General features: G+C 44.4%; 15 protein-coding genes and 1 tRNA gene. 8 read left to right on the top strand and 8 right to left on the bottom strand.

What is annotated here, in order from left to right:
- Positions 1–206 precede the first annotated feature (206 nt).
- Together D3H65_RS04030 and D3H65_RS04035 are read left to right on the top strand one after the other, a co-directional pair.
- A complete protein-coding gene (locus D3H65_RS04030; protein ID WP_162915394.1) occupies positions 207–1661 on the top strand; it encodes a DUF4932 domain-containing protein in 1455 nt (484 codons plus the stop codon).
- Between the two features lie 146 nt (positions 1662–1807).
- Entirely contained in the window at positions 1808–2890 is a 1083-nt protein-coding gene (locus tag D3H65_RS04035) for an alpha/beta hydrolase (RefSeq protein ID WP_119049031.1), read from the top strand.
- Positions 2891–2999: 109 nt separating this feature from the next.
- Here the strand turns inward: D3H65_RS04035 and D3H65_RS04040 are convergent, their stop codons facing one another.
- The 6 genes from D3H65_RS04040 to D3H65_RS04070 all read right to left on the bottom strand — a co-directional run bounded on the left by D3H65_RS04040 (position 3000) and on the right by D3H65_RS04070 (position 10392).
- Entirely contained in the window at positions 3000–5090 is a 2091-nt protein-coding gene (locus D3H65_RS04040; RefSeq protein WP_119049032.1) for a heavy metal translocating P-type ATPase, read from the bottom strand.
- Between the two features lie 186 nt (positions 5091–5276).
- Complete coding sequence (locus D3H65_RS04045; protein ID WP_119049033.1) at positions 5277–5702, bottom strand: heavy metal-binding domain-containing protein; 426 nt, start codon at positions 5700–5702, stop codon at positions 5277–5279.
- 302 nt (positions 5703–6004) lie between these two features.
- The gene (locus D3H65_RS04055) at positions 6005–6634 is read right to left on the bottom strand and encodes a histidine phosphatase family protein (RefSeq protein WP_119049034.1); all 630 of its coding nucleotides are present in this window, start codon (positions 6632–6634) and stop codon (positions 6005–6007) included.
- 82 nt (positions 6635–6716) lie between these two features.
- Positions 6717–8492: a serine hydrolase domain-containing protein gene (locus tag D3H65_RS04060; protein WP_119049035.1), complete on the bottom strand. Its 1776-nt coding sequence runs from the start codon at positions 8490–8492 to the stop codon at positions 6717–6719.
- A gap of 143 nt (positions 8493–8635) precedes the next feature.
- Positions 8636–9196 carry an IS66 family transposase gene (locus tag D3H65_RS04065; protein ID WP_119049036.1) on the bottom strand — a complete coding sequence of 187 codons (561 nt, stop codon included), beginning with the start codon at positions 9194–9196 and terminating at the stop codon, positions 8636–8638.
- Between the two features lie 41 nt (positions 9197–9237).
- Positions 9238–10392, bottom strand: a complete 1155-nt coding sequence (locus D3H65_RS04070) for a hypothetical protein (RefSeq protein WP_119049037.1) — start codon at positions 10390–10392, stop codon at positions 9238–9240.
- A gap of 524 nt (positions 10393–10916) precedes the next feature.
- Between D3H65_RS04070 and D3H65_RS04075 the strand changes: the two genes are divergently transcribed.
- Genes D3H65_RS04075 through D3H65_RS04085 form a run of 3 tightly spaced genes read left to right on the top strand, consistent with a single transcriptional unit; the run spans position 10917 to position 15101 of the window.
- Entirely contained in the window at positions 10917–13844 is a 2928-nt protein-coding gene (locus D3H65_RS04075; RefSeq protein WP_119049038.1) for a hypothetical protein, read from the top strand.
- 1 nt (position 13845) lies between these two features.
- Positions 13846–14721, top strand: coding sequence for a hypothetical protein (locus tag D3H65_RS04080; RefSeq protein ID WP_119049039.1), 876 nt, complete (start codon positions 13846–13848; stop codon positions 14719–14721).
- The gene (locus D3H65_RS04085; RefSeq protein ID WP_119049040.1) at positions 14718–15101 is read left to right on the top strand and encodes a hypothetical protein; all 384 of its coding nucleotides are present in this window, start codon (positions 14718–14720) and stop codon (positions 15099–15101) included. Before D3H65_RS04080 ends, D3H65_RS04085 begins: the two co-directional genes overlap by 4 nt.
- 151 nt (positions 15102–15252) lie before the next feature.
- Here D3H65_RS04085 and D3H65_RS04090 read toward each other — a convergent pair.
- Together D3H65_RS04090 and D3H65_RS04095 are read right to left on the bottom strand one after the other, a co-directional pair.
- A tRNA-Pro gene (locus tag D3H65_RS04090) sits at positions 15253–15326 on the bottom strand.
- A gap of 159 nt (positions 15327–15485) precedes the next feature.
- On the bottom strand, positions 15486–15956 hold the full coding sequence (locus D3H65_RS04095) for a nuclear transport factor 2 family protein (RefSeq protein ID WP_119049041.1): 471 nt from the start codon (positions 15954–15956) through the stop codon (positions 15486–15488).
- Between the two features lie 115 nt (positions 15957–16071).
- Here D3H65_RS04095 and D3H65_RS04100 point away from each other — a divergent pair, with 115 nt between their 5' ends.
- The 3 genes from D3H65_RS04100 to D3H65_RS04110 all read left to right on the top strand — a co-directional run bounded on the left by D3H65_RS04100 (position 16072) and on the right by D3H65_RS04110 (position 18961).
- Positions 16072–16677: a Crp/Fnr family transcriptional regulator gene (locus D3H65_RS04100; RefSeq protein ID WP_119049042.1), complete on the top strand. Its 606-nt coding sequence runs from the start codon at positions 16072–16074 to the stop codon at positions 16675–16677.
- A 557-nt stretch (positions 16678–17234) separates the two neighbouring features.
- Entirely contained in the window at positions 17235–18314 is a 1080-nt protein-coding gene (locus D3H65_RS04105; RefSeq protein WP_119049043.1) for an acyltransferase family protein, read from the top strand.
- Positions 18315–18361: 47 nt separating this feature from the next.
- Complete coding sequence (locus D3H65_RS04110) at positions 18362–18961, top strand: RNA polymerase sigma factor (RefSeq protein ID WP_119049044.1); 600 nt, start codon at positions 18362–18364, stop codon at positions 18959–18961.
- Positions 18962–18965 lie beyond the last annotated feature (4 nt).

The raw sequence follows: 18965 nt of genomic DNA on the forward strand, positions 1-18965 counted from the left end.
ATGCCAGGATAAGGGGTAAAATTCCGGATAAAACTATGAACAATCTGTGTGTCACTATAAGTCTATTTTAACTAATAATGACATGATATTAACTGGTATCCCGAAAGAAAACTATACACTTACCAGGGCAGATATTTAGTAAAATAATGGAAATACAGTATCTTCCTGTTATGCACCCCTTCGATTTTACCCGGTTACCGCTCATTATGCGTTTTATCCTTATCCCCCTGCTGACAGTAATACTGCTGGCCTCCTGTGCTACTACCACCCGGAATTGGAAAAGCAACGACCAGCCTGGTCAATTCGCCGCTTCTTTTGGCTTGTTCAGCGGAAAAGAAAAGCACACCGTCAACTTAACCAAAGACGATATCTTATTCATAAAATATACCCTGATCGCCACCAGCGGAGAGATAACCTTGTCTGTCTCCAATAAGGGTGGGGTAGTATGGCAAAAGAAAGTAACCGGAACGAGCGATACTTCAGAACATCATCTGGTAGCACCTTCCACCGGTCAATACACCATTACCGTCAATGGCCAAAAAGCCACCGGTGGTTTTGAGGTAAAGTACAAAGCAGTGCCGCCGAAAACCGTGCAGGTAAAGACCCACCGCAATATTGAATTATACGGATTGATGATGGTGCTGGACGATGGTCCCTATGTATTAACGCAAAAAGATACGATGGACTATAGCGGCCGAAGGGCCGTTATGGCACAATGGTATTCCATGGTGCCCAGAAATTATGAAAGGTACAAGGCTTTCGATACCTGCCGCATCATGAGTATCTACAAGAAAATGGAAACGGCCGGCAATGGCTACGATTTCTTTACCGGCTTTTTATTGCAGGTAGGCGAAGTACCCTTTGCCCGGATCAGTGCCACTACCGACCTGCAGCAGATCGCTCGTTTTTCACCGAAAGGAGATACTGCTGAAGCCAGGCAAAAAGCAACTGCTTTCCTCGATGCTTTAAACGACTTCTCCCGGTTGATAGACCTGGATGCCCATTTGGCCCAATACAAACCCTATTACGAACTTGCGATCGCTTCAGTGGCGAAAAATGTTCCCCGCGGAGATTTCCTGCCGGTCATGGAGCAGTACTACCGCAAGCAGTTCAGCGAGTATAACTTAGTTCCGAGTCTCAATCTCTTTACGGCCATGGGATTTGGTACGATGAACCGGTCCACCCGGACAATTTATAATACGTTTGGGTCTTTTACCTTCCAGTCATTCGACAGCAAGCATCCCGATATGGGCTTTGATGATCCTGTGCAGATCAGGGCACTGGCGGCACATGAATTCGGGCACTCTTTTACTAACCCTGCTATTGACAGTCTTCCTCCCTCGCTTATTAAAGAAACCGCTTACCTGTATGAGCCCATTAAAGAGGAAATGAAAAAGCATGGGTATACCATCTGGCTACAGAGCCTGTATGAGCACCTGGTAAGGGCAGGGGAGGTGATCGTAGCCGAAAAGATAGGCGACAGTACAAGGGCCGTCAGCATGTTACAGAGCAACATCAAAAGCGGTTTTATTTACCTGCCCTTCATGGTGCAGGAATTAAAGAAATGGGACAAGAGCAATTCCTCTGTCGATTTCAATAACGAAGTGTTACAGATGATCGTGAAGTTGAAGGAGGCCTACAAACCTGCTAAGATGAATTAAATAATAGCAAGCGTGTAAAATCAAAAAAGCAGCAACCGGACAGAGAAAAAACGGGCCGAACTCACTGGATTGTAAAAAGAAGTGTAAACTTTGTAAAGAAATGCTTGATACTACGCATCTTAGTCAAAGTCCCCAAATAGTCTGTTATGAAATACCTTATCCCTTTTTTAATGGTGCTTGTATTTACAAACGTACAGGCACAGTACCCTGGAGTGAACATTCCGGGTTCTGAAGTAAGGAAGATCACTTCAAAGATAGTAGCAGGACAGGAATATGAACTGCACATCATGCTGCCTGCCGGTTACAAGGCTGGCGACAAGAAATATCCTGTTGTATACCTGATGGATTCGCAATGGGATTTCCCGCTGGTTACTGGTTTATACGGCGAGTATTACTATGATGGATTTATTCCTGAACTGATCATTGTAGGGGTGACCTGGAGCGGCGAAAAGGCCAATTACGACAGCCTTCGCCTAAGAGACTATTCTCCCACTAAAGTTGCCGCCATGCCGGGAAGCGGCGGAGCGGATCAGTTCCTGGCATTTATGAAGCAGGAATTGTTTCCTTTCATCGAGTCTAACTATAAGGCGGATGGTGAGAACAGGACACTGATGGGCTGTTCGGGTGGCGCGGTGTTTACCTTGTACACCTTGTTCACCCAGCCCGAGCTGTTCACCGGTTATGCAGCGGCCACTCCCTATATTCCATGGGATAATGAAGTATTGTATAAGTATGAGCAGGAATTTGCCAAAAGGCGGTTGGGCAACCCGGTACGTGTGTATATGACAATGGGCGATGTGGAAACAACCCGCCCTGTCTATGAAAAATTTGCCGCCCATATGGCGGCGCGCCACTATCCATCCGTTCGCCTGCATTCAAAGATACTGGAGAATACAGGTCATGGAGGCACCAAGCATGAAACCTATGCCCGTGGACTACAATATGTTTTCGAAAGACCTCAATTGAACCTGGCGGCCAGTGTATTGAACAGTTATGCCGGTAATTATCAATTACCAGACGGCCGGACCATGCAGCTCAAAAATGAGCATGGGCAATTGGCGCTCTATTTCGGCAGCAACCGGATGTTTACTTTGTATGCAGCCAGTGAAACGGATCTTTACGCCACCGCGCAATTTGTAAATATCCATTTTGAGCATGCGTCTGGTAAGCCGTCAGGTTGTTGGTTGGAGACGTACGGCAATAAGCAATTCGCTAAGAAAATAAACTAGCTGGCATGAAATGGAGGCACGGTCCCAAAAAGTGTTTTTCCCGTTCTCATAACTACATGGGGTTTAAAAGGAAAAAGTGTAAGGTTATGTAATAAAAGGACCGGGTATATTATTTTACTTTTAATAATTTGGCATTGATGGCTACTATAATTGTACTGGCACTCATGAGAACGGCGCCCATGGCCGGGCTCAGCATAAATGCCGGGTATAAAATACCTGCAGCCAATGGAATACCTACGACGTTATAACCCACCGCCCATACTAAATTCTGCACCATTTTCCGGTAGGTCGCCCTGCCAAAAGCAATCATCTTCACTACATCTTTGGGGTCACTGTTTACCAGGATTATATCGGCTGTTTCGGCTGCCACATCGGTTCCCGATCCTACTGCAATTCCCACATCAGCCTGAGCCAGTGCTGGTGCATCATTGATGCCATCACCTGTCATGGCTACAACTTCTCCTTTATCCTGGAATTCTTTTACTTTGCTTTGCTTCTCGTGGGGTAATACGTTGGCGAGGTAGCCATCCATTTGTAGTTGCCGGGCTACCGAAGATGCCACTTTTTCATTATCGCCTGTTAACAAAAACGATTTAATGTTCATATTTCTTAACCCGGTAATGGCTTCCGCAGCGGTTTCCCGGATACTATCGGCCAATGTAATGATGCCTGCCGGCTCATTATTGATCAGCACAAAATTTACGGTATCGGTGGATTGATTGACTGCATCTGGTATAACCGGTACTTCCAGGTTATACTGCCTGAAATAGTTTGGACCTGCCGCCACTACCTTTTTGCTATTCACGGTGCCGGCTACACCCATTCCTTGCATGTATTCAAAGTCGGTGGATTTCCATAGCTCCAGGTTTTTCCCCTTTAGCTTGCGCATGATGCCATGGGCAATATGGTGTTCTGAATTTTGTTGTATCGCTGCTGCATATTGCAATACCTGGTCGGGCGTAAATTGATTATTTAACGAAATGACCTGCTGTACTTCATGGATCCCTTTGGTAAGGGTGCCTGTTTTATCAAAAATGATGGTAGTAAGTCTGCGGGCGTTTTCAAAAGCTGTACGGTTGCGGACCAATAACCCATGAATAGCGGAAAGAGAGGTGGAAATAGCTACCACCAGGGGAACGGCCACACCAAGTGCATGCGGGCAGGCGGTTACCATTACGGTAACCATTCTTTCAAGGGCAAAGGACAATTCCTTTCCGGCAGCGAGCCAGACGATAAAAGTTATAATTCCGACACTAATGGAAATTATAGTAAGCCATTTGGCGACCTTATTAGCAAGGTTTTGGGTATTGGACTTAGTTCCCTGGGCAGACCGCACCAGGTTAATTACCTTGTTGAGGTAACTATCGTCGCCCGCTCTGGTTACCTGTACCTTTAGTACCCCATCACCGTTAATGGTTCCACCGATCAGTTTCTCTCCTTTTTTCTTTTTTACAGGCAGGCTTTCTCCCGTAAGCATACTTTCATCAACGTGGGAGCTGCCTTCCAGCACGGCTCCGTCTGCTGGTACTTTTTCGCCGGGTTTTATGACAATAATATCATTATTGTGCAACTCTTTTAAGGGAATGTCTGTTGTATGTTCATCCCGTTCCACATGGACAACTGCCGGCAGCAAGGTCACTAATGATTCCAGCGATTTCGAGGCAGCCATTTGGGATTTCATTTCCAGCCAGTGTCCCAATAACATAATATCTATCAATGTGGCCAGTTCCCAAAAGAAGTCCATGCCGGAAAGTCCAAAAACAATCGCTATACTGTACAAATAGGCCGTAGTAATTGCCACTGCCACAAGCGTCATCATGCCAGGGTTTCCCCACCTGAGTTCCCTGATCATTCCTGCCAGGAAAGGCCAACCTCCATAAAAAAAGATTACACTGCTCAGCGCCGCCAATACATATTTATCTCCGGTGAATGTAAAGTAAAAACCCAGCCACTGCTGAGCCATATGCGATAGTAGTAAAACCGGAATGGTAAGTCCCAGGCATAACCAGAACCGTTTCAGGAAGTCTTCAGTATGGTGACCTGTATGTTCATTATCTGTTGAGTGTTCATCATGCACTGCGTAGCCAGTATGCGTTGCTGTGGCATCCCGCTGCATGGGGGATTTGTGCATTCCTGCATGATGATCGTCTGGGTGGCTGTTACCGTTTGCAGAATGATCGCCATGATGTTCGCGCTTCATCGATCGGGTTTTATTTGATGAAATCTTTACTTCCCCACAGGAATCATCTTTCTCCAGGGTAAGAATTCATGATCTTTTTGCCTGGACTGATCCGGAATGCAATGTATGACTTTATTTTTCTGAATAGTTATACTTCCCGTAGTTGGCCATATCGGTTACCCGACCCGGATGATGTAACTCCCCTGGTTAATTTTTCTTTTCGATTAAAGATTTCCCGCATTTGGGACAAACGCCATCCTTATTAAGCGCTACCTCAGGGTGCATTGGGCATGTGTATATTTTTGCTGCTTCAGCCTTCATCTGTTCTTTAGGTGACAATTGTAGCTTTCGTCCACATTGAGGGCATTTACCTGGATCATGACTAAACACCTTTACATGAACAGGACAACTATAACTCTTGGTTACGGCTGTTTTTGTTTGTTCCTTGTTGGAAAGAACTAGATCCATACCACATATAGAGCATTTGCCAGGTTTGCTGCTAATAACATCCGGATGCATTGAACAGCTATAATAGCGGGCATGTTTGGTAGTATCCGTTTTGCCTGCCTTTGATTGAGCAAATAAAGAAGAAGCGACAAACAACGCAATGGTTAAAAAAATTAACTGTTTCATTATTCAGATTTTAAATATTTCAAAATGGAAAGAATAAAAAAGAAGTTGTCCTACCAAAGTTGGTATTATAAAAAACCGGAACAAATGATTTAAATCATACCCATGACGATTTTAGTCAGCCTGTTTTTTTGAAGCAACGGGTAAATCTTTGACTGTGTGTCGGATGGTGTAAGGATAAGTATGGTTTATCCTGGCAGGTAGTGCCTGTTGAATATTTTGACCTTATTCATCATAGGGACCCTGCTATTAGTAGAAAGGCTATGATGAACACTTTTAAGCAAACGAAACTAATAATTTCAGCATTAAAGTGAATTCTTCGTCACCTGCAGATGGCGGACATCATTTGCTTCCAGCACGCTGAACTGGCCATTGCCATAAGACACCCGATAAAGGCAGGTGTTGCTATGGCTGAAGTTTGCCATACAACTGATCGGTAATTGGCTGAGCAGACACAACAATACCAGCAGGGAGCGACCGTGCATGCAGACCAGCACCCGCTTTTCAGCAGGCCTGGAGAGAATAACGTCCAGCGCTTCCTGAAGGCGCCTGGCAACCTGGTTGGGGCTTTCACCTTTTTCAAAGGATAGATCACATTGCCCACCCTGCCAGTGAATATTCATTTCGCGGAATGCATTTACCCAATCTTCCTTATTTTCCTTTTCCTCCCAAATACCAAAAGACAGTTCATCAAGACCCGGCAATTGTTCCCAGGGAATACCTCCTTCTACAAATCTTTTTACAGTCTGGTGAGTACGCTTAAGGGCGGATGTATAAACCTTATCAAAAGACACATGTTTATAATATTGGTAAAATGCCTCTCCCTGTTCCCTTCCGAGGTCATTGAGATCAGTATTTACTCCTCTGCCCTGCACAATGCCCAACTTGTTATAATCGGTTTCCCCATGCCTGATGATATATAACTCTTTATCCATGATCCATTTCCTTTAAGGACCGCAAGATACTATAACATGCGATACAACTTGCTCCCCGAATCGATCATTGATCTGTTTTATCCTATAGAGAAAGCTCTTCCCTTGCCCTTTTGATCGCTGAATGGTCGAATCCCGCCTTGCGGAAATATTCAAGATCATCTTTCAGATTTTTGCTTAACTCGTTCACCGTGTGCCCTGACTTTAAATATTGTTGGTATAGCTCAATCGCCCTGGAGAAATCACCCTTAAAGAGATAGGAGTGAGCGAGGTTTTTTACCAGCGACGAGTCTGAAGGTTCGGTGGCCAAACCTTTCGATAAAAAGCTAATCGCCTTGTCGTAATTTTTAGTCTCCAGCAAATGACGGCCTAAAACTCCCGATTGTCCGGGTCTCGGTTTCAGTGTATCTAAAGTGGTTATCCTTTGTCCGGTTGCCCGCAGCCGGCCATTAATCGTATTCGTAAAACCGGTTACTACCCCGGTGGTATCGAAAATAAAAGCCTTTGTGCCGCCTAATTCGATGTTGCGAAAAACGGTTGGCGACGTAAAATGCATTTTGCTGTGGATGCCATCCGTCCAGAAGTAAAGCCCGTCTTTTTCTTTTTCTATTGCTGATAAATATCCGTCTGTTATATATTCGCCGGCGTATTTCGAGGCGATCGTATCGTTTACAGGTACAGTGGTTATTTGCTCAGGCTTTGGAAACCCTGCCCAGTTGTATTCCAGTGCTATGCTGTTGAGTAACTCCAGTAAAACGTAACCATCGTCGGAGTTCACAAACAACGCCACGCCTTTTCCATTGGTGAGTCCGCCCAGGAAATAACCCGTGAATCCCTCGTTACTCGCCGAATGAACAAAGTATTTTTCGCCATTCCTGTTCTGTATGTAAGTGCCCATGGCCACATCATCTTTATAGGGCGTTAAATGTAATCTTACCATTTCCTGGTTCAACACCTTTGACGATTTTCCCTGGTAAGCCTGCTGTATTTCAATTATGTATTTGCATAAATCTGTAGGTGTGGTCCATAATCCGGCCGCTGCTTTTTCCGGGTATACAAAATATTTGCCCGGCACTTCATGGCCATTGCTTTTATAGCCTGTTGCAAGATTTTTTCGTTGGCTCTCCGTAGGGGGCTGATGGTAGGAACTGTTGGTCATTCCCAGTGGCCGGAACACATGGTCATACATATAGTCTTCATATGGCTGTTTGGTGAGGTCGGTCAATATTTGTTGCGTGATAAGGATGCCTCCGCCGGAATACCGCGATTCTTTGCCGGGCTCCATTACCGAGCGTACGGCTTCGGTGTTGGAAGGGGCCCGGCCGTCTAAAATATCGGTGACGCTTGCAATGGCGCTGTCCCGTTGGTACCCGGGAAAACCATGCACTCCCAGGCCTGCCGTGTGGGTGAGCAGCTGGGCGGTGGTGATTTTCTTGCCATGAGACACTGTGTCATAAGGGAACTTCCAGTTGACCAGGTACTGGTTGATGTCCTGGTAAAGATCCAGTTTTCCCTGTTGCGCCAGCTGCAGGATACCCACCGCGTTTAGTGACTTACTGATCGATCCCGGTTCAAACAGGGTAGTAGTAGTTACTTTCCTGCCTTCTTTTTTGTCGGCATAACCATACCCTTTGGCCCATACAAGCTGGTAATTATCGATAACAGCGACACTTAATCCCGCCACGTTGTAATGCTTCATCCTTTCGGCAAGCGTATACAGTTTGCCGTCGATAACAAGTCTTCCCGCGAGGGTGGTTTCCACCCGGGCGATCTGTTCGTTTACGGCCTTGGAATAATGCTGCTGTGCGGTGACTGTTGTAAGCCAATGGAACAAAAGGACCGCTAAACTGATTTTTTTCATAGTTGACAAACCTATCCGTTTTGTTGTCAACCCAGCCTGAAAGAGTGTAAAAAGGTTGTAAACCAATGTAAATTCTTCTTAAGATCCATTTAGATTAACGCGATTAACCCTTTTACATTTTAAATCTTTTTGTTCTAGCCAGTCTAAATAGCTTTAAGGCATATAATTACCAACAAAGGACAAAAAGAATCTGTAGTATACAGAGAAAGTTTATGCCAACGCTCCAGGCTGTAGGCCAGGGCCTTGCCAATGGCGCTTTTAGGAAGCACGTGTACATACTGTTGCTGCATCCAGAGCCACATCCCTTTCAGAATCGGGGCAGCTTTGGCTGTACGAACGACTTTAGGCTCTTCATAATTCAGTCTACTTTCTCTGCTGATGCGCTCTATCGTATACAGCTTTGGGATATCATTAAGTGCATAGGAGGCCCGGTCATAATCGTTGTCCAGTTCTTCATGGAACATACGGCAGGCATGCGCCATACAGTGTATTAGCGTTATGCCTGGACGCTTATCAAAAATATCATAGGCTGCGTAGCCATCAGTCTGCAAATACCCTTTGAAGATTTCCAGTATTACCATCGGCCCTTCCCGTCCACGGCCTTCCTGGTAATCGAAGAACGCGATCTTTTTCAGGCTGTTTTGGTAAACCCAATAGTAGCCTCTGTGGGTTTCTCCCTTTTTATCTTTGTCAATTACCTTGATCGGAGTTTAATCAGCATGTAGATAGCTACTTTGCAGCACTTCTAAGCACAACCAATATAATATCCTTCCCAATCTTCAATAATAATTTTGTTGTTGATAATATGTTTCATGACCATTTGGGGCAAGATGAAATTGTAAAAGTCATTAGGCGAATAATGGTCTTTATAAGGACCGGATAACTGAGGCATTTCCGAAAACCATTTTCCGGCAAAACCATCTATCGGCAGATATACTGAAGTTGAATAGTTGCCATCTTTTTTAGGATGCCAAAGGTCAATTTTTATAAGCTTGAAATTATAAAACGATTCCATAATATTTGGATATGCCAAAATTGGAGATTCCATTGTATTCTGGCCATACAAAGTCTTTTCCTTCTCTTCTCCGCTTAGTGTTTCACGCATGCACCCTATAATCCAATATCGCATAGCTCTTGCAAACCAAAAACACGCTTGGTAAGTATTATGTACCTGCTTGTCCTTAAAATATCCATAATTCAAAATAATTATAATACCATCGATTAAGATTGCCTCAAGCTTTTTTAGCTTACGGCGAATATCTATACGATTTGAATGTCGGACTAGGGATTTTAGCCTATCATATTCCGCATCCGTTTCTACAACTATCTGGTCAGTAGAAAAGGCTCCTCCTCTAAGTTTGCCATGTATTATATCATCATAGAAGGCATCTAATAAGGAGACAATCTCTATTCGGTTTAGATCTGTTCCATTATAAAATGCTAACTTTATCTTTTCATTTTTAAAATCAGCAATAACATCGTTTAATGCTGTTGAACTATCAGCCTTTAAATTTAACACATGGCTGTTTGTTGGAGTCTTAGTTACCAGTCTATTAAGATTACTTCTGCTTTCTTCTTCAGCTTCTTCTTTCCATTTTTTTAAAAGTTGAATAGGATATCTTTTTTCGTCTTTGTCAATTAAAGTTGCACAATTACTACAGAGCCAAATACCATTATCTATATGTGCACGTTCACTTTTCGAGAGTTTTATATCATATCTAGGCCCACCAATCGATGCCCCTGTAATATGCGCTGCTACACCGATAATCGTGGATTTTTCGGCAAGTTCATTAGCTCCGCTCGTGGGCCTTCTGCAATCTGGATTTGAGCACAAATAACCTACTCTTTTTGCAAGAATATCTATTATCGCTCGTTTAAAATCATCTCTTGTGGGGGCCATGATGTACACAATTTCAATTACCTAAAATAGGCATTATTAACATTTTAATACTCAAGTAGGTAAAACCTAATATAAACGGTGCTTATTTAATCTAATGAAAATCGAAAATAATCGAGCACAATCGATTAAAGTCGACTAAATCGCAAACCTCGGGACAACTAGATTCAAACCAGCGACTTTCCCGACCTTCGGTCGGGAAGCGCTACCAGGCAATAAAAAATAGATGCATCAATAAGATAGAGTAGGGGCTGACCCAAAACAAAAAGGCAGCTTCCGAAGAAACTGCTTTTTCCAGTCGGGCCGACTGGACAATTGTCGAACCTATTCTTGAAGGAATTGAATGAAATTCAGTTATTTAAAAATGAAATTAATATTAATATAATGTAGTCCTATTTCCCAAAAAAGGTGAAAAAACGGTACCAATAAATACCAAACCTATATAACTTTCTATTTTAATTATATTTTGTGATAACCACACTTCTGTAGATACCTATACTACCATTAATCACCCCAAACTATCTGCCATGCGAAAGCTATTGTTGGCCTTTTTCATAATTCACTGCTGGACGATCCATATTTATGCAGCACCTGTTGATCATTCCAGGGCGTTTCATGAAAAGGATAATCAGTGGCAACTTTTCAGAAGCCATTTCAAATATCATATACAGCTGATCGCCATAAAAAAATACGATGATAATAGCGTCAACATCATTTTATCGGAACCTCCCAACAGGGTTAAACAGGCTGACATTGAAAGTATCATACAGCCGTTCAGAGCTTCACTGGAAATAAAGCCATGGCCCATTGGCGTAGATGGATTTGTAAAAGATGTTGTCATTTCAGCTAATGCACTTACTCCTTTCCAACTCAATAACCTGCTTGCTGAGTTGCATGAGATCATTTTTCTCACTTCCTATAAGGCTGTCTTTCTTAACCTGGATAGCCTGCCAGCCATTACTCCGCTTCACAACCTGAATTACCAGGTAACAGCCAGTGAACTGAACAAATGGTTCATCACCGATAATGAGCCCTTCGTCTTTGCAGACAACAACAATGCGAGGTTAACGATAAGGCAAATAATTGCTTCCCGGCTTCAAGGCGAGTACTTTAGCTACAGTAAAGCTTTTGTATTGTGGGTAATGCCTTCCGGACAAAACATCTCCAGCCAACAAAAGGTCATCCGCCAGTTTTCGCTTGATGCTGACCTTATTATTGGCGCTGTGTATGGCAACAATACGCTGGTTGTAATTGGCAGAAAAAGAAAAGAATCTGTATATGCCCTGCCACCACTGCGTACTGAATCGGTACTTATGCTGGCTGCCGCCAACAAAACCGAGCTCGCCCAAAGTTATGAAAGGAACAGCTTGTTTGCCGGCAAAATGACCAACCTGAAGGACTGGGCACCTATTTATCTGAGTAAAGAACTGATCAACACAGAATATGGAAGCCTGCTGAATATAACCGATCAGATGCTGAAGTCCTGGTCGCAAATGAATCGCATCCAATATGATAACTTTCCCTATCCTTATCCTGGCGGTTGGCCTTATAACAGAACAATGTTTGACGAAATAGGCTCTTCATCGTTGACCTATAACTGGAATACAAGAGGCGTAGGTTATGCAGTAAAGACTGGCAATCTCCAGATATATGCGGTAAACAGAACGGGTTCATTGCCTGTTTCATATTTTCCTGATAGTTCGGAAGTGAATCCCAATCTTGCACGGTATGAAGAAAGTGCTTATAAATATTTCTCCGGTCTAAATGATCCCAACCTGGTAAAAGTTGGTCAATACACTTTTCTTTACCAGATCTTCAAAGCCTTCAATATTATTGCCGCGGAAAATAATATTACACCTGTACAGGAACCCAAAGATGTATTGACTGAACCTACTGTGAGGCTATTAAAAGACATTATACGTCTGGATGCCGTCACTATCAGCAAAAGAGCAATGATAAATCCGGATCAATGTGTTGAACTGGTGAAGATACTTAGAGCTTATTACTTTAATTATGGAGAAACTGGATTGCGGGAAATTGCCAAACAGGCAAATGACCGGGAAGCATTATTCAGGATTGACAAGATCTATTTCAGGTTGGTTAAGCTGCTAAAAGAAAAAGAGGCATTGAGAATTGAAAGGAACAGCTATAAAGAACCTTATAACTCAATTGTACGTGAGCACAATGTTCTAGGTCACAATCTACACCGTACCTATTATCAGGAACAACAGCGACTTAAATTGTGGGCAAGGCTTGACAGTTTCGACCGGATCATTATGCCCATGGATATCGACCTGGGCAGGATGGATAACGAAGCTGAAAAACTGGCCAATGAAGCAGATTTGCGCCTGGCGCTCAGTACAAAAATACTTCAGCAGATCAACCTTATTGCAACACTAACAGACCAGGATGAAAGGTTAACCGATTCTATCGAAAAAGTATACGCCCAGTCACATGCTGCAGTGAACAATAATACCTGGATAAAAACGCCTTCAATTGTCATTTCACGGGACACACTGGATTTCAGGATGGAGGGAGGACACAATATAGATGCCGCCATTGACAACTTTGTATTGGATGCAGCGACGCCAAAAGGCCGAATAAACTTAGTAACCGTGAATGGGAAACGGATGATTAAGATCAACCCCGCTGATCTTTCCCGGGTAAATCCGTCTTTTCAGAAAGACCTGCGTTATGCCAATAGCCGAACTGCTACCAGCACTGCTCAAAAAGACCTCCAAGGCAGTTTCGCCAACAACCCGCCACCGCCACCGAGAAACGTGGATGACGTGTTCGGGAGTGCAGATCCCAATGATGGTTATGATCCCAAACAAGGCATCGGCTGGGTATATGAAGAAAAACGTACCAAGAGTAAAGCACTGCTGATCGGCAAAACGGAGGATGGATATTTTACCGTAAATAACAAGAAAACAGCTACCTGCTTCAATATCCGGGAGGCTTTAGAAGACCATCTCAGAAACCAGCCTGAGGCAGAAGTAGTAGTAGAATTTGCCAACTTTGAACCGGAGGAAGCTGCATACTTTACGCAAAATATAAGCAGCAGGTTCACTTCTGCCCAACGCCGCAGCTGGAAGATATATAAAAGAAAAGCTGAAGCAATTACGGCCAGGGAATATGATTTTGATAAGAAGACCATCGAGCAATTGGACAATGGGCATATTCGTATTACAATTCCAAAGAAAGATCCCAGTCCGAATATATTTGTTGACATGGTTGGGGTAGTTAAAAACAGGTTTCAACAAGCCAAAAGCACCATTGATCAAGTATTCAAAGTAAGCAAAACCAAACCCGAAGATGATATCATAACTAATCTGATCAAGGAATTCAAAACGGCGGGTATCCCTTTGAGTAAAATCATTGTTTCTATTGATGATTGTTCTTTCTGTATTATTATCCAGTGCTGCAAGGAAGAAGCAAATAAAGGTAAAAGTTAATATGATTACCCAACCCACCGATTGTGTGCTGGCTATTGGTTTTTCAACCGATCCGGATCAACTGATGTCCGAGTTATCGGCTACCCACAAAGACTTCGCCAAAAGCATAAAAAGAAATGGCAGAGCCAATGACCAGGACTTGTATGAAAAGTTAACTGGTTTCACGGGCTTATATAAGTCAAATATTGCGGCTATACGTGCTTTGGGCGTAACTGTGCTGGAAAATTTCACCGCTTCAGATGCGAGGCAACTGCCCCCCTGCCAATCACTGACGGTGTTGGCTCACTTCAAACCTCCTACAGTACTACCGGAAGATATTTTGGATGCAGGCCTGATAGAGCAGGCAATTATGCATCAGCAGGATCTGTTTGGACCAGTTCCGCGGGAAGCACCAGACAGCAAAAGGAAACTAACCCTTTGGGAAAGTCTAAACGAGCTACTAAAGGATACTGCATTTTATAAAAGGGCAGGTCTGTCCACCTTTATTACCGAACATGAAGAAAGGACGCTGCCGTTGATCTACATCAGATACTTAAACCGGTTAGCGCTGGAGAGCATATTTTTCCATGCACTAGCCAAAGGTTGTCTTGTGGAACTGTACGATGGCCTTTATACTGTTCAGGAAATTGTGGGTATGATTCCTTCTACTTTTATTGGTCCTATAGATATTTCGATTTGCCATTCTATCATTGTGCAGGACGAGGTGCAACGTGTGCAACCACGCCGGCATGCATTTGGCGTAGAACACCCTCTTAGCCTTGACTTTAAGATCATATTTTACAAAGGACTGATGCAAAAATTGGCACTGGAACCTAAAGACTATATTACCGCATACTTTGAATTGCTAACATCATTAAAAAAAAACTTACAACCATGAGTTCATTGAAAAGCATACTAGGAAAATTCGCCGATCTTTCTACTTTGGCCGGCGATGGCGAACTGACACGCGCAGAGATCGAAACATTGAAAGTCTATTTAAACCGGCGTAGAAACAAAAATAATTATTTGTTATTCGCGTCTTCACTTCTGCTGGTAGTTGGTCTTATCTATATCATTGTCAGTTCAGACAACGCCGAAAAAATGAAAGAAACCATCGGGAAAAGTAGTGTTGTAGGCATTTCCATTGCCGGCCTGATTACTTTCATGTTGAACTTATGGAAGGAGAATGGTAACATACGGTTAATGCTCATCTTTGTACGATCTATGGATGGCGCTATGCTTAAGGCTATAGTAAATAAACTCTGGGAAAAGCTTTGATGCAAATTTTAAGAACCAAGTTAAGATTTGAATTAAACTTAAACTGTTCCTAATGCAAACCCAATTCATTGAATAAAACCATTGTTACAAGATTACTTCGAACAAAAAAGAGCCTTCAAATCCAATGACTTGAAGGCTCTTTTAATTTTCGTCGGGACGACTAGATTCGAACTAGCGACCCCTTGCACCCCATGCAAGTGCGCTACCGGGCTGCGCTACGTCCCGAAACATGATCAAAGTTATGAAACTACCAGCTTCATCAACAAGTAGTTACAAACGGGGGTGCAAATGTAAGGCAAAAAATTACATTTCTCCAAATCAGGAGCTTTTTTTTAGCGCGAAAATTATTGATTTCCAGCATTTGCGTACCTAAGCACAACCGGGTCAGTCACTTTTGGTATAGGTAGCCTGCAGGGACAATAACTTCCATTGCCCGTCCTGCTGTACATAGGTTTCTGTCACCCGCTCCCACAGATCCCTGACCACCGGGTCTGTCTGGACATTCCGGATGATGTGAATATGCATCAGCGCCGTCAGTACCGCCGTATTACCAACCACCGTGATCCTTTGCCCCGAGGTTTGCAGCAGGGGTATCCCCACAGCCTCATTCAGCGCAAATGCGGCGAGAAAACTAGCACGGTCCTGCAAGTCCCCATTGGCCGAGGTAAAGACAAATTCAGGCCTCAGAATGCTTTCCAGTACGGTGGCCGATTTTTCGGGCAAGGCTTTATACAAGGCCTGGTGTGTTTTGAGTACCTGTTCCATAGCGGGTGTCGTTTTGTTGGTGGGAGGGGTTTGTCCGCCCAGCAGGAAGCTGGTCCATAAGAGCAGACCGGTCAAAAACATGCTTTTCATGACAAATGATGATTGATTGATCAATGCGGCAAAACTAACCGCGTGTAAGCAGGCCAACCTATAACCCAGGTTATAAAAGCCGCAGGAACAAAAGCAGTAGATTGCGGTACCTAATATGACGCACCACTATCAACAAATGCTCCAGGCCATCCGGCAGATCAGCCCAATGCCCGACCCTGATTGGCAACTATGCCAGGCCAACCTGGAATACAGGCATATATCCAAAGGCGCTTACTTTGTGGAAGAAGGCAATGTGTATCCCTACATCGGCTTTGTATTACAGGGCCTCCTCCGCGCTTATTACCTGGTAGATGGCGAAGAGATCAATTGCCAGTTCTATTTTGAAGGCCATTGGCCCAAAGCCTATCACAACTTCCTCACGCAAACGCCCAGCAAAATGTGGATCAGGGCCATCGAGGATACAGAAGTCCTGCTCATCAGGTACGACCACCTCCAGGCACTGTTCCAACAAAGCCGCCACTGGGAACGATTTGGCCGTATAGCCACAGAGAATGCCTTTGTGGCAGCACAGCTCCGCAACGAAATGCTGCTGCTCGATGATCCGGAAACGCGGTACCTGAAGTTGACGCATATACACCCGCAAATACTGGAAAGGGTTTCCCTCACCCAACTGGCTTCTTACATCGGCATCCGGCAACCTTCCCTGAGCCGCATCCGGCGAAGGCTCATGTCCCGTATCCCTAAGCGGGGGCGCCCATAGTCTACCCGTACCCCAGGGGTACCGGGAGGGTAGTAAAGGCGCATTTTCCTAAACATTCACTCCGCGCCATCTTCAAAAATACCCGCGATTCAATAATAAGTAATTAATAATTAATAATGTAAAGCGGTCGGTGTTTCCCTGGCGCTGCCGCCATGCTCCCAGGCAACCCTTAGTCTGGCGATTCCCCCTGCCTGAATCCATGTCACATCCACTGCATATGGCCTAAATAGCCTGTCATAATTGCACTAATTAGCTTTAAGACTTGCACTGATACCTACGGTACAGTGCAATTATTAGCCTATATCAGTGCAATTACAAGGCCCTGTTTAGGCCTTTAAGCTAGAACCAGCCTGCCTATAAGCTGGTAGCCATCTGTTTTTTTACTACAAAACAGCCCGGTTGCCGTGCCGGGAATGGGCGCCCGTTTTTGCCTTTTTTTATGATAGGGCATTGATTATGACAAAGTAGCGCTAACATTGTCCCTTTATTTTTATACCCGTCATTGCAAATAGACCAGTCAGCAGCGCGTTGTTTGTATTTGGCATTATTCAACACCCATGAGCAAGGAAAAACTAAGTCCGGGCATCCTGCAATCCAAACAGCATTTTGAGATCCTCGACGGACTGCGAGGGGTAGCAGCCCTGGGCGTAGTGGTGTTTCATTTCATGGAATGGGTATTCACGGACTACAGCAAGAACTTCATCGGCCACGGTTTTTTAGCCGTAGACTTCTTTTTCTGTTTATCAGGGTTTGTGATCGCTTATGCTTATGATAATCGCATCGGACCAATGGGCGTGCTGGAGTTTTTCAAATCAAGGCTTATCAGGCTACACCCGCTGGTTATCCTGGGCACCGTATTAGGTTTACTGGCTTTCCTGTTCGATCCCTTTGCCACCCAGCCGGGTTTGTACAGCGCCGGTAAGTTGATCCTGCTATTGCTTTGCTCGCTGTTCCTCATTCCCATGCCCATTATGGAAGACCGGGGCTTCAATCAGTTTGGTTTCAATGCCCCCGCCTGGTCTTTGTTTTGGGAGTATATAGCCAATATCCTGTATGCTTTTATACTGCACAGGATTGGTCGTCGGGTATTGATCGCTTTAACCATCCTGGCAGGCGCTGGTATTTGCTTTGTCAGTTACCGGGCAGGCAACCTGATGGGTGGCTGGGGCAGGGACAACTTTTGGGATGGCGGCGCCCGCGTAGCTTACTCCTTCCTGGCAGGTATGCTCATCTTCCGTTCCAATTGGATCATTAAGAACAAACTCGGTTTTATTGGTCTGTCCATCCTCTTGCTATTGGCTTTTGTGATGCCCGTCTTTAAGGCCAACTGGCTGGTAGAAGCCCTGGTAGTACTCTTCTATTTCCCTCTACTGGTATCACTGGGGGCGGGCGCCACGCTGGTGCCCGGATTTAAAAAGCTCTGTGTCTTTTCAGGAAAAATATCCTACCCGCTGTACATGACGCACTATTCAGTTATCTGGATATTTGGCAACTACCTCATTACCCACAAGCCAGGTACCAAAGAGCTGGCCCTCGTCATATCCGGAGGAACCATTCTCTTGGTTGGCATTGCCTGGCTCGTCATGAAATACTATGATATTCCTGTCAGAAAATACCTGGCCAGTAAAAGGCGGTAATAAAGAGAGGATTAGCTATTTTTAATTGCAAATAAGGACTGCTGCCCGTGGATGCCCGTTCTCAACAAACAGACGAAAAAATACTCTTTGCCCGGATTGCCGAAGGGGATGAAACTGCTTTCCGTAAGTTGTTCCAGGATTATATGCCGGTCATTTTTCCGATGATCCTGCAGGTGACCAAATCGGGCCCTGTGGCAGAAGACATCATCCAGGAAACCTTTCTGCGGTTATGGGTGCACCGCGACAGGCTCAAAGACATCAATAACCCACGGGCCTGGATACTGCGTATCGCTTACTTTCAGGCCTTTACTTACCTCCGGGATCAATCCATTCACAGCAGGGCGGTGGCCAATGTACCCGCAGAAGAAACGAACCCGGCAGATACGGAAATGCAAATGGCCTTCAAAAGCACCGAAGCCCTGGTTAAAAAAGCGGTAGACCAACTGCCCGGCCAGCAAAACAAAGTATACCGCCTGAGCAGGGAAGGAGGACTAAAAACTTCAGAAATTGCCAGTCAAATGGGACTATCCGAACAATCGGTCAAGAATACACTCGTAAGGGCTTTAAAATTTATCCGTGAATACCTGGAAAAGGCAGGCTATGCGCTATTATTGTTTTTTTTACTGCTCATAGGTACCAAACCATGAGGTA

Source organism: Paraflavitalea soli, from assembly GCF_003555545.1.
In the GTDB taxonomy this organism is placed as follows: domain Bacteria; phylum Bacteroidota; class Bacteroidia; order Chitinophagales; family Chitinophagaceae; genus Paraflavitalea; species Paraflavitalea soli.

What these genes read in the sequence shown, in the direction of transcription:
- D3H65_RS04030 (WP_162915394.1), top strand. Translation starts at nt 207, where the DNA reads ATGCGTTTTATCCTTATCCCCCTGCTGACAGTAATACTGCTGGCCTCC.
- D3H65_RS04035 (WP_119049031.1), top strand. Translation starts at nt 1,808, where the DNA reads ATGAAATACCTTATCCCTTTTTTAATGGTGCTTGTATTTACAAACGTA.
- D3H65_RS04095 (WP_119049041.1), bottom strand. Translation starts at nt 15,956, where the DNA reads ATGAAAAGCATGTTTTTGACCGGTCTGCTCTTATGGACCAGCTTCCTG.
- D3H65_RS04085 (WP_119049040.1), top strand. Translation starts at nt 14,718, where the DNA reads ATGAGTTCATTGAAAAGCATACTAGGAAAATTCGCCGATCTTTCTACT.
- D3H65_RS04040 (WP_119049032.1), bottom strand. Translation starts at nt 5,090, where the DNA reads ATGAAGCGCGAACATCATGGCGATCATTCTGCAAACGGTAACAGCCAC.
- D3H65_RS04075 (WP_119049038.1), top strand. Translation starts at nt 10,917, where the DNA reads ATGCGAAAGCTATTGTTGGCCTTTTTCATAATTCACTGCTGGACGATC.
- D3H65_RS04080 (WP_119049039.1), top strand. Translation starts at nt 13,846, where the DNA reads ATGATTACCCAACCCACCGATTGTGTGCTGGCTATTGGTTTTTCAACC.
- D3H65_RS04060 (WP_119049035.1), bottom strand. Translation starts at nt 8,492, where the DNA reads ATGAAAAAAATCAGTTTAGCGGTCCTTTTGTTCCATTGGCTTACAACA.
- D3H65_RS04070 (WP_119049037.1), bottom strand. Translation starts at nt 10,392, where the DNA reads ATGGCCCCCACAAGAGATGATTTTAAACGAGCGATAATAGATATTCTT.
- D3H65_RS04055 (WP_119049034.1), bottom strand. Translation starts at nt 6,634, where the DNA reads ATGGATAAAGAGTTATATATCATCAGGCATGGGGAAACCGATTATAAC.
- D3H65_RS04105 (WP_119049043.1), top strand. Translation starts at nt 17,235, where the DNA reads ATGAGCAAGGAAAAACTAAGTCCGGGCATCCTGCAATCCAAACAGCAT.
- D3H65_RS04045 (WP_119049033.1), bottom strand. Translation starts at nt 5,702, where the DNA reads ATGAAACAGTTAATTTTTTTAACCATTGCGTTGTTTGTCGCTTCTTCT.
- D3H65_RS04100 (WP_119049042.1), top strand. Translation starts at nt 16,072, where the DNA reads ATGACGCACCACTATCAACAAATGCTCCAGGCCATCCGGCAGATCAGC.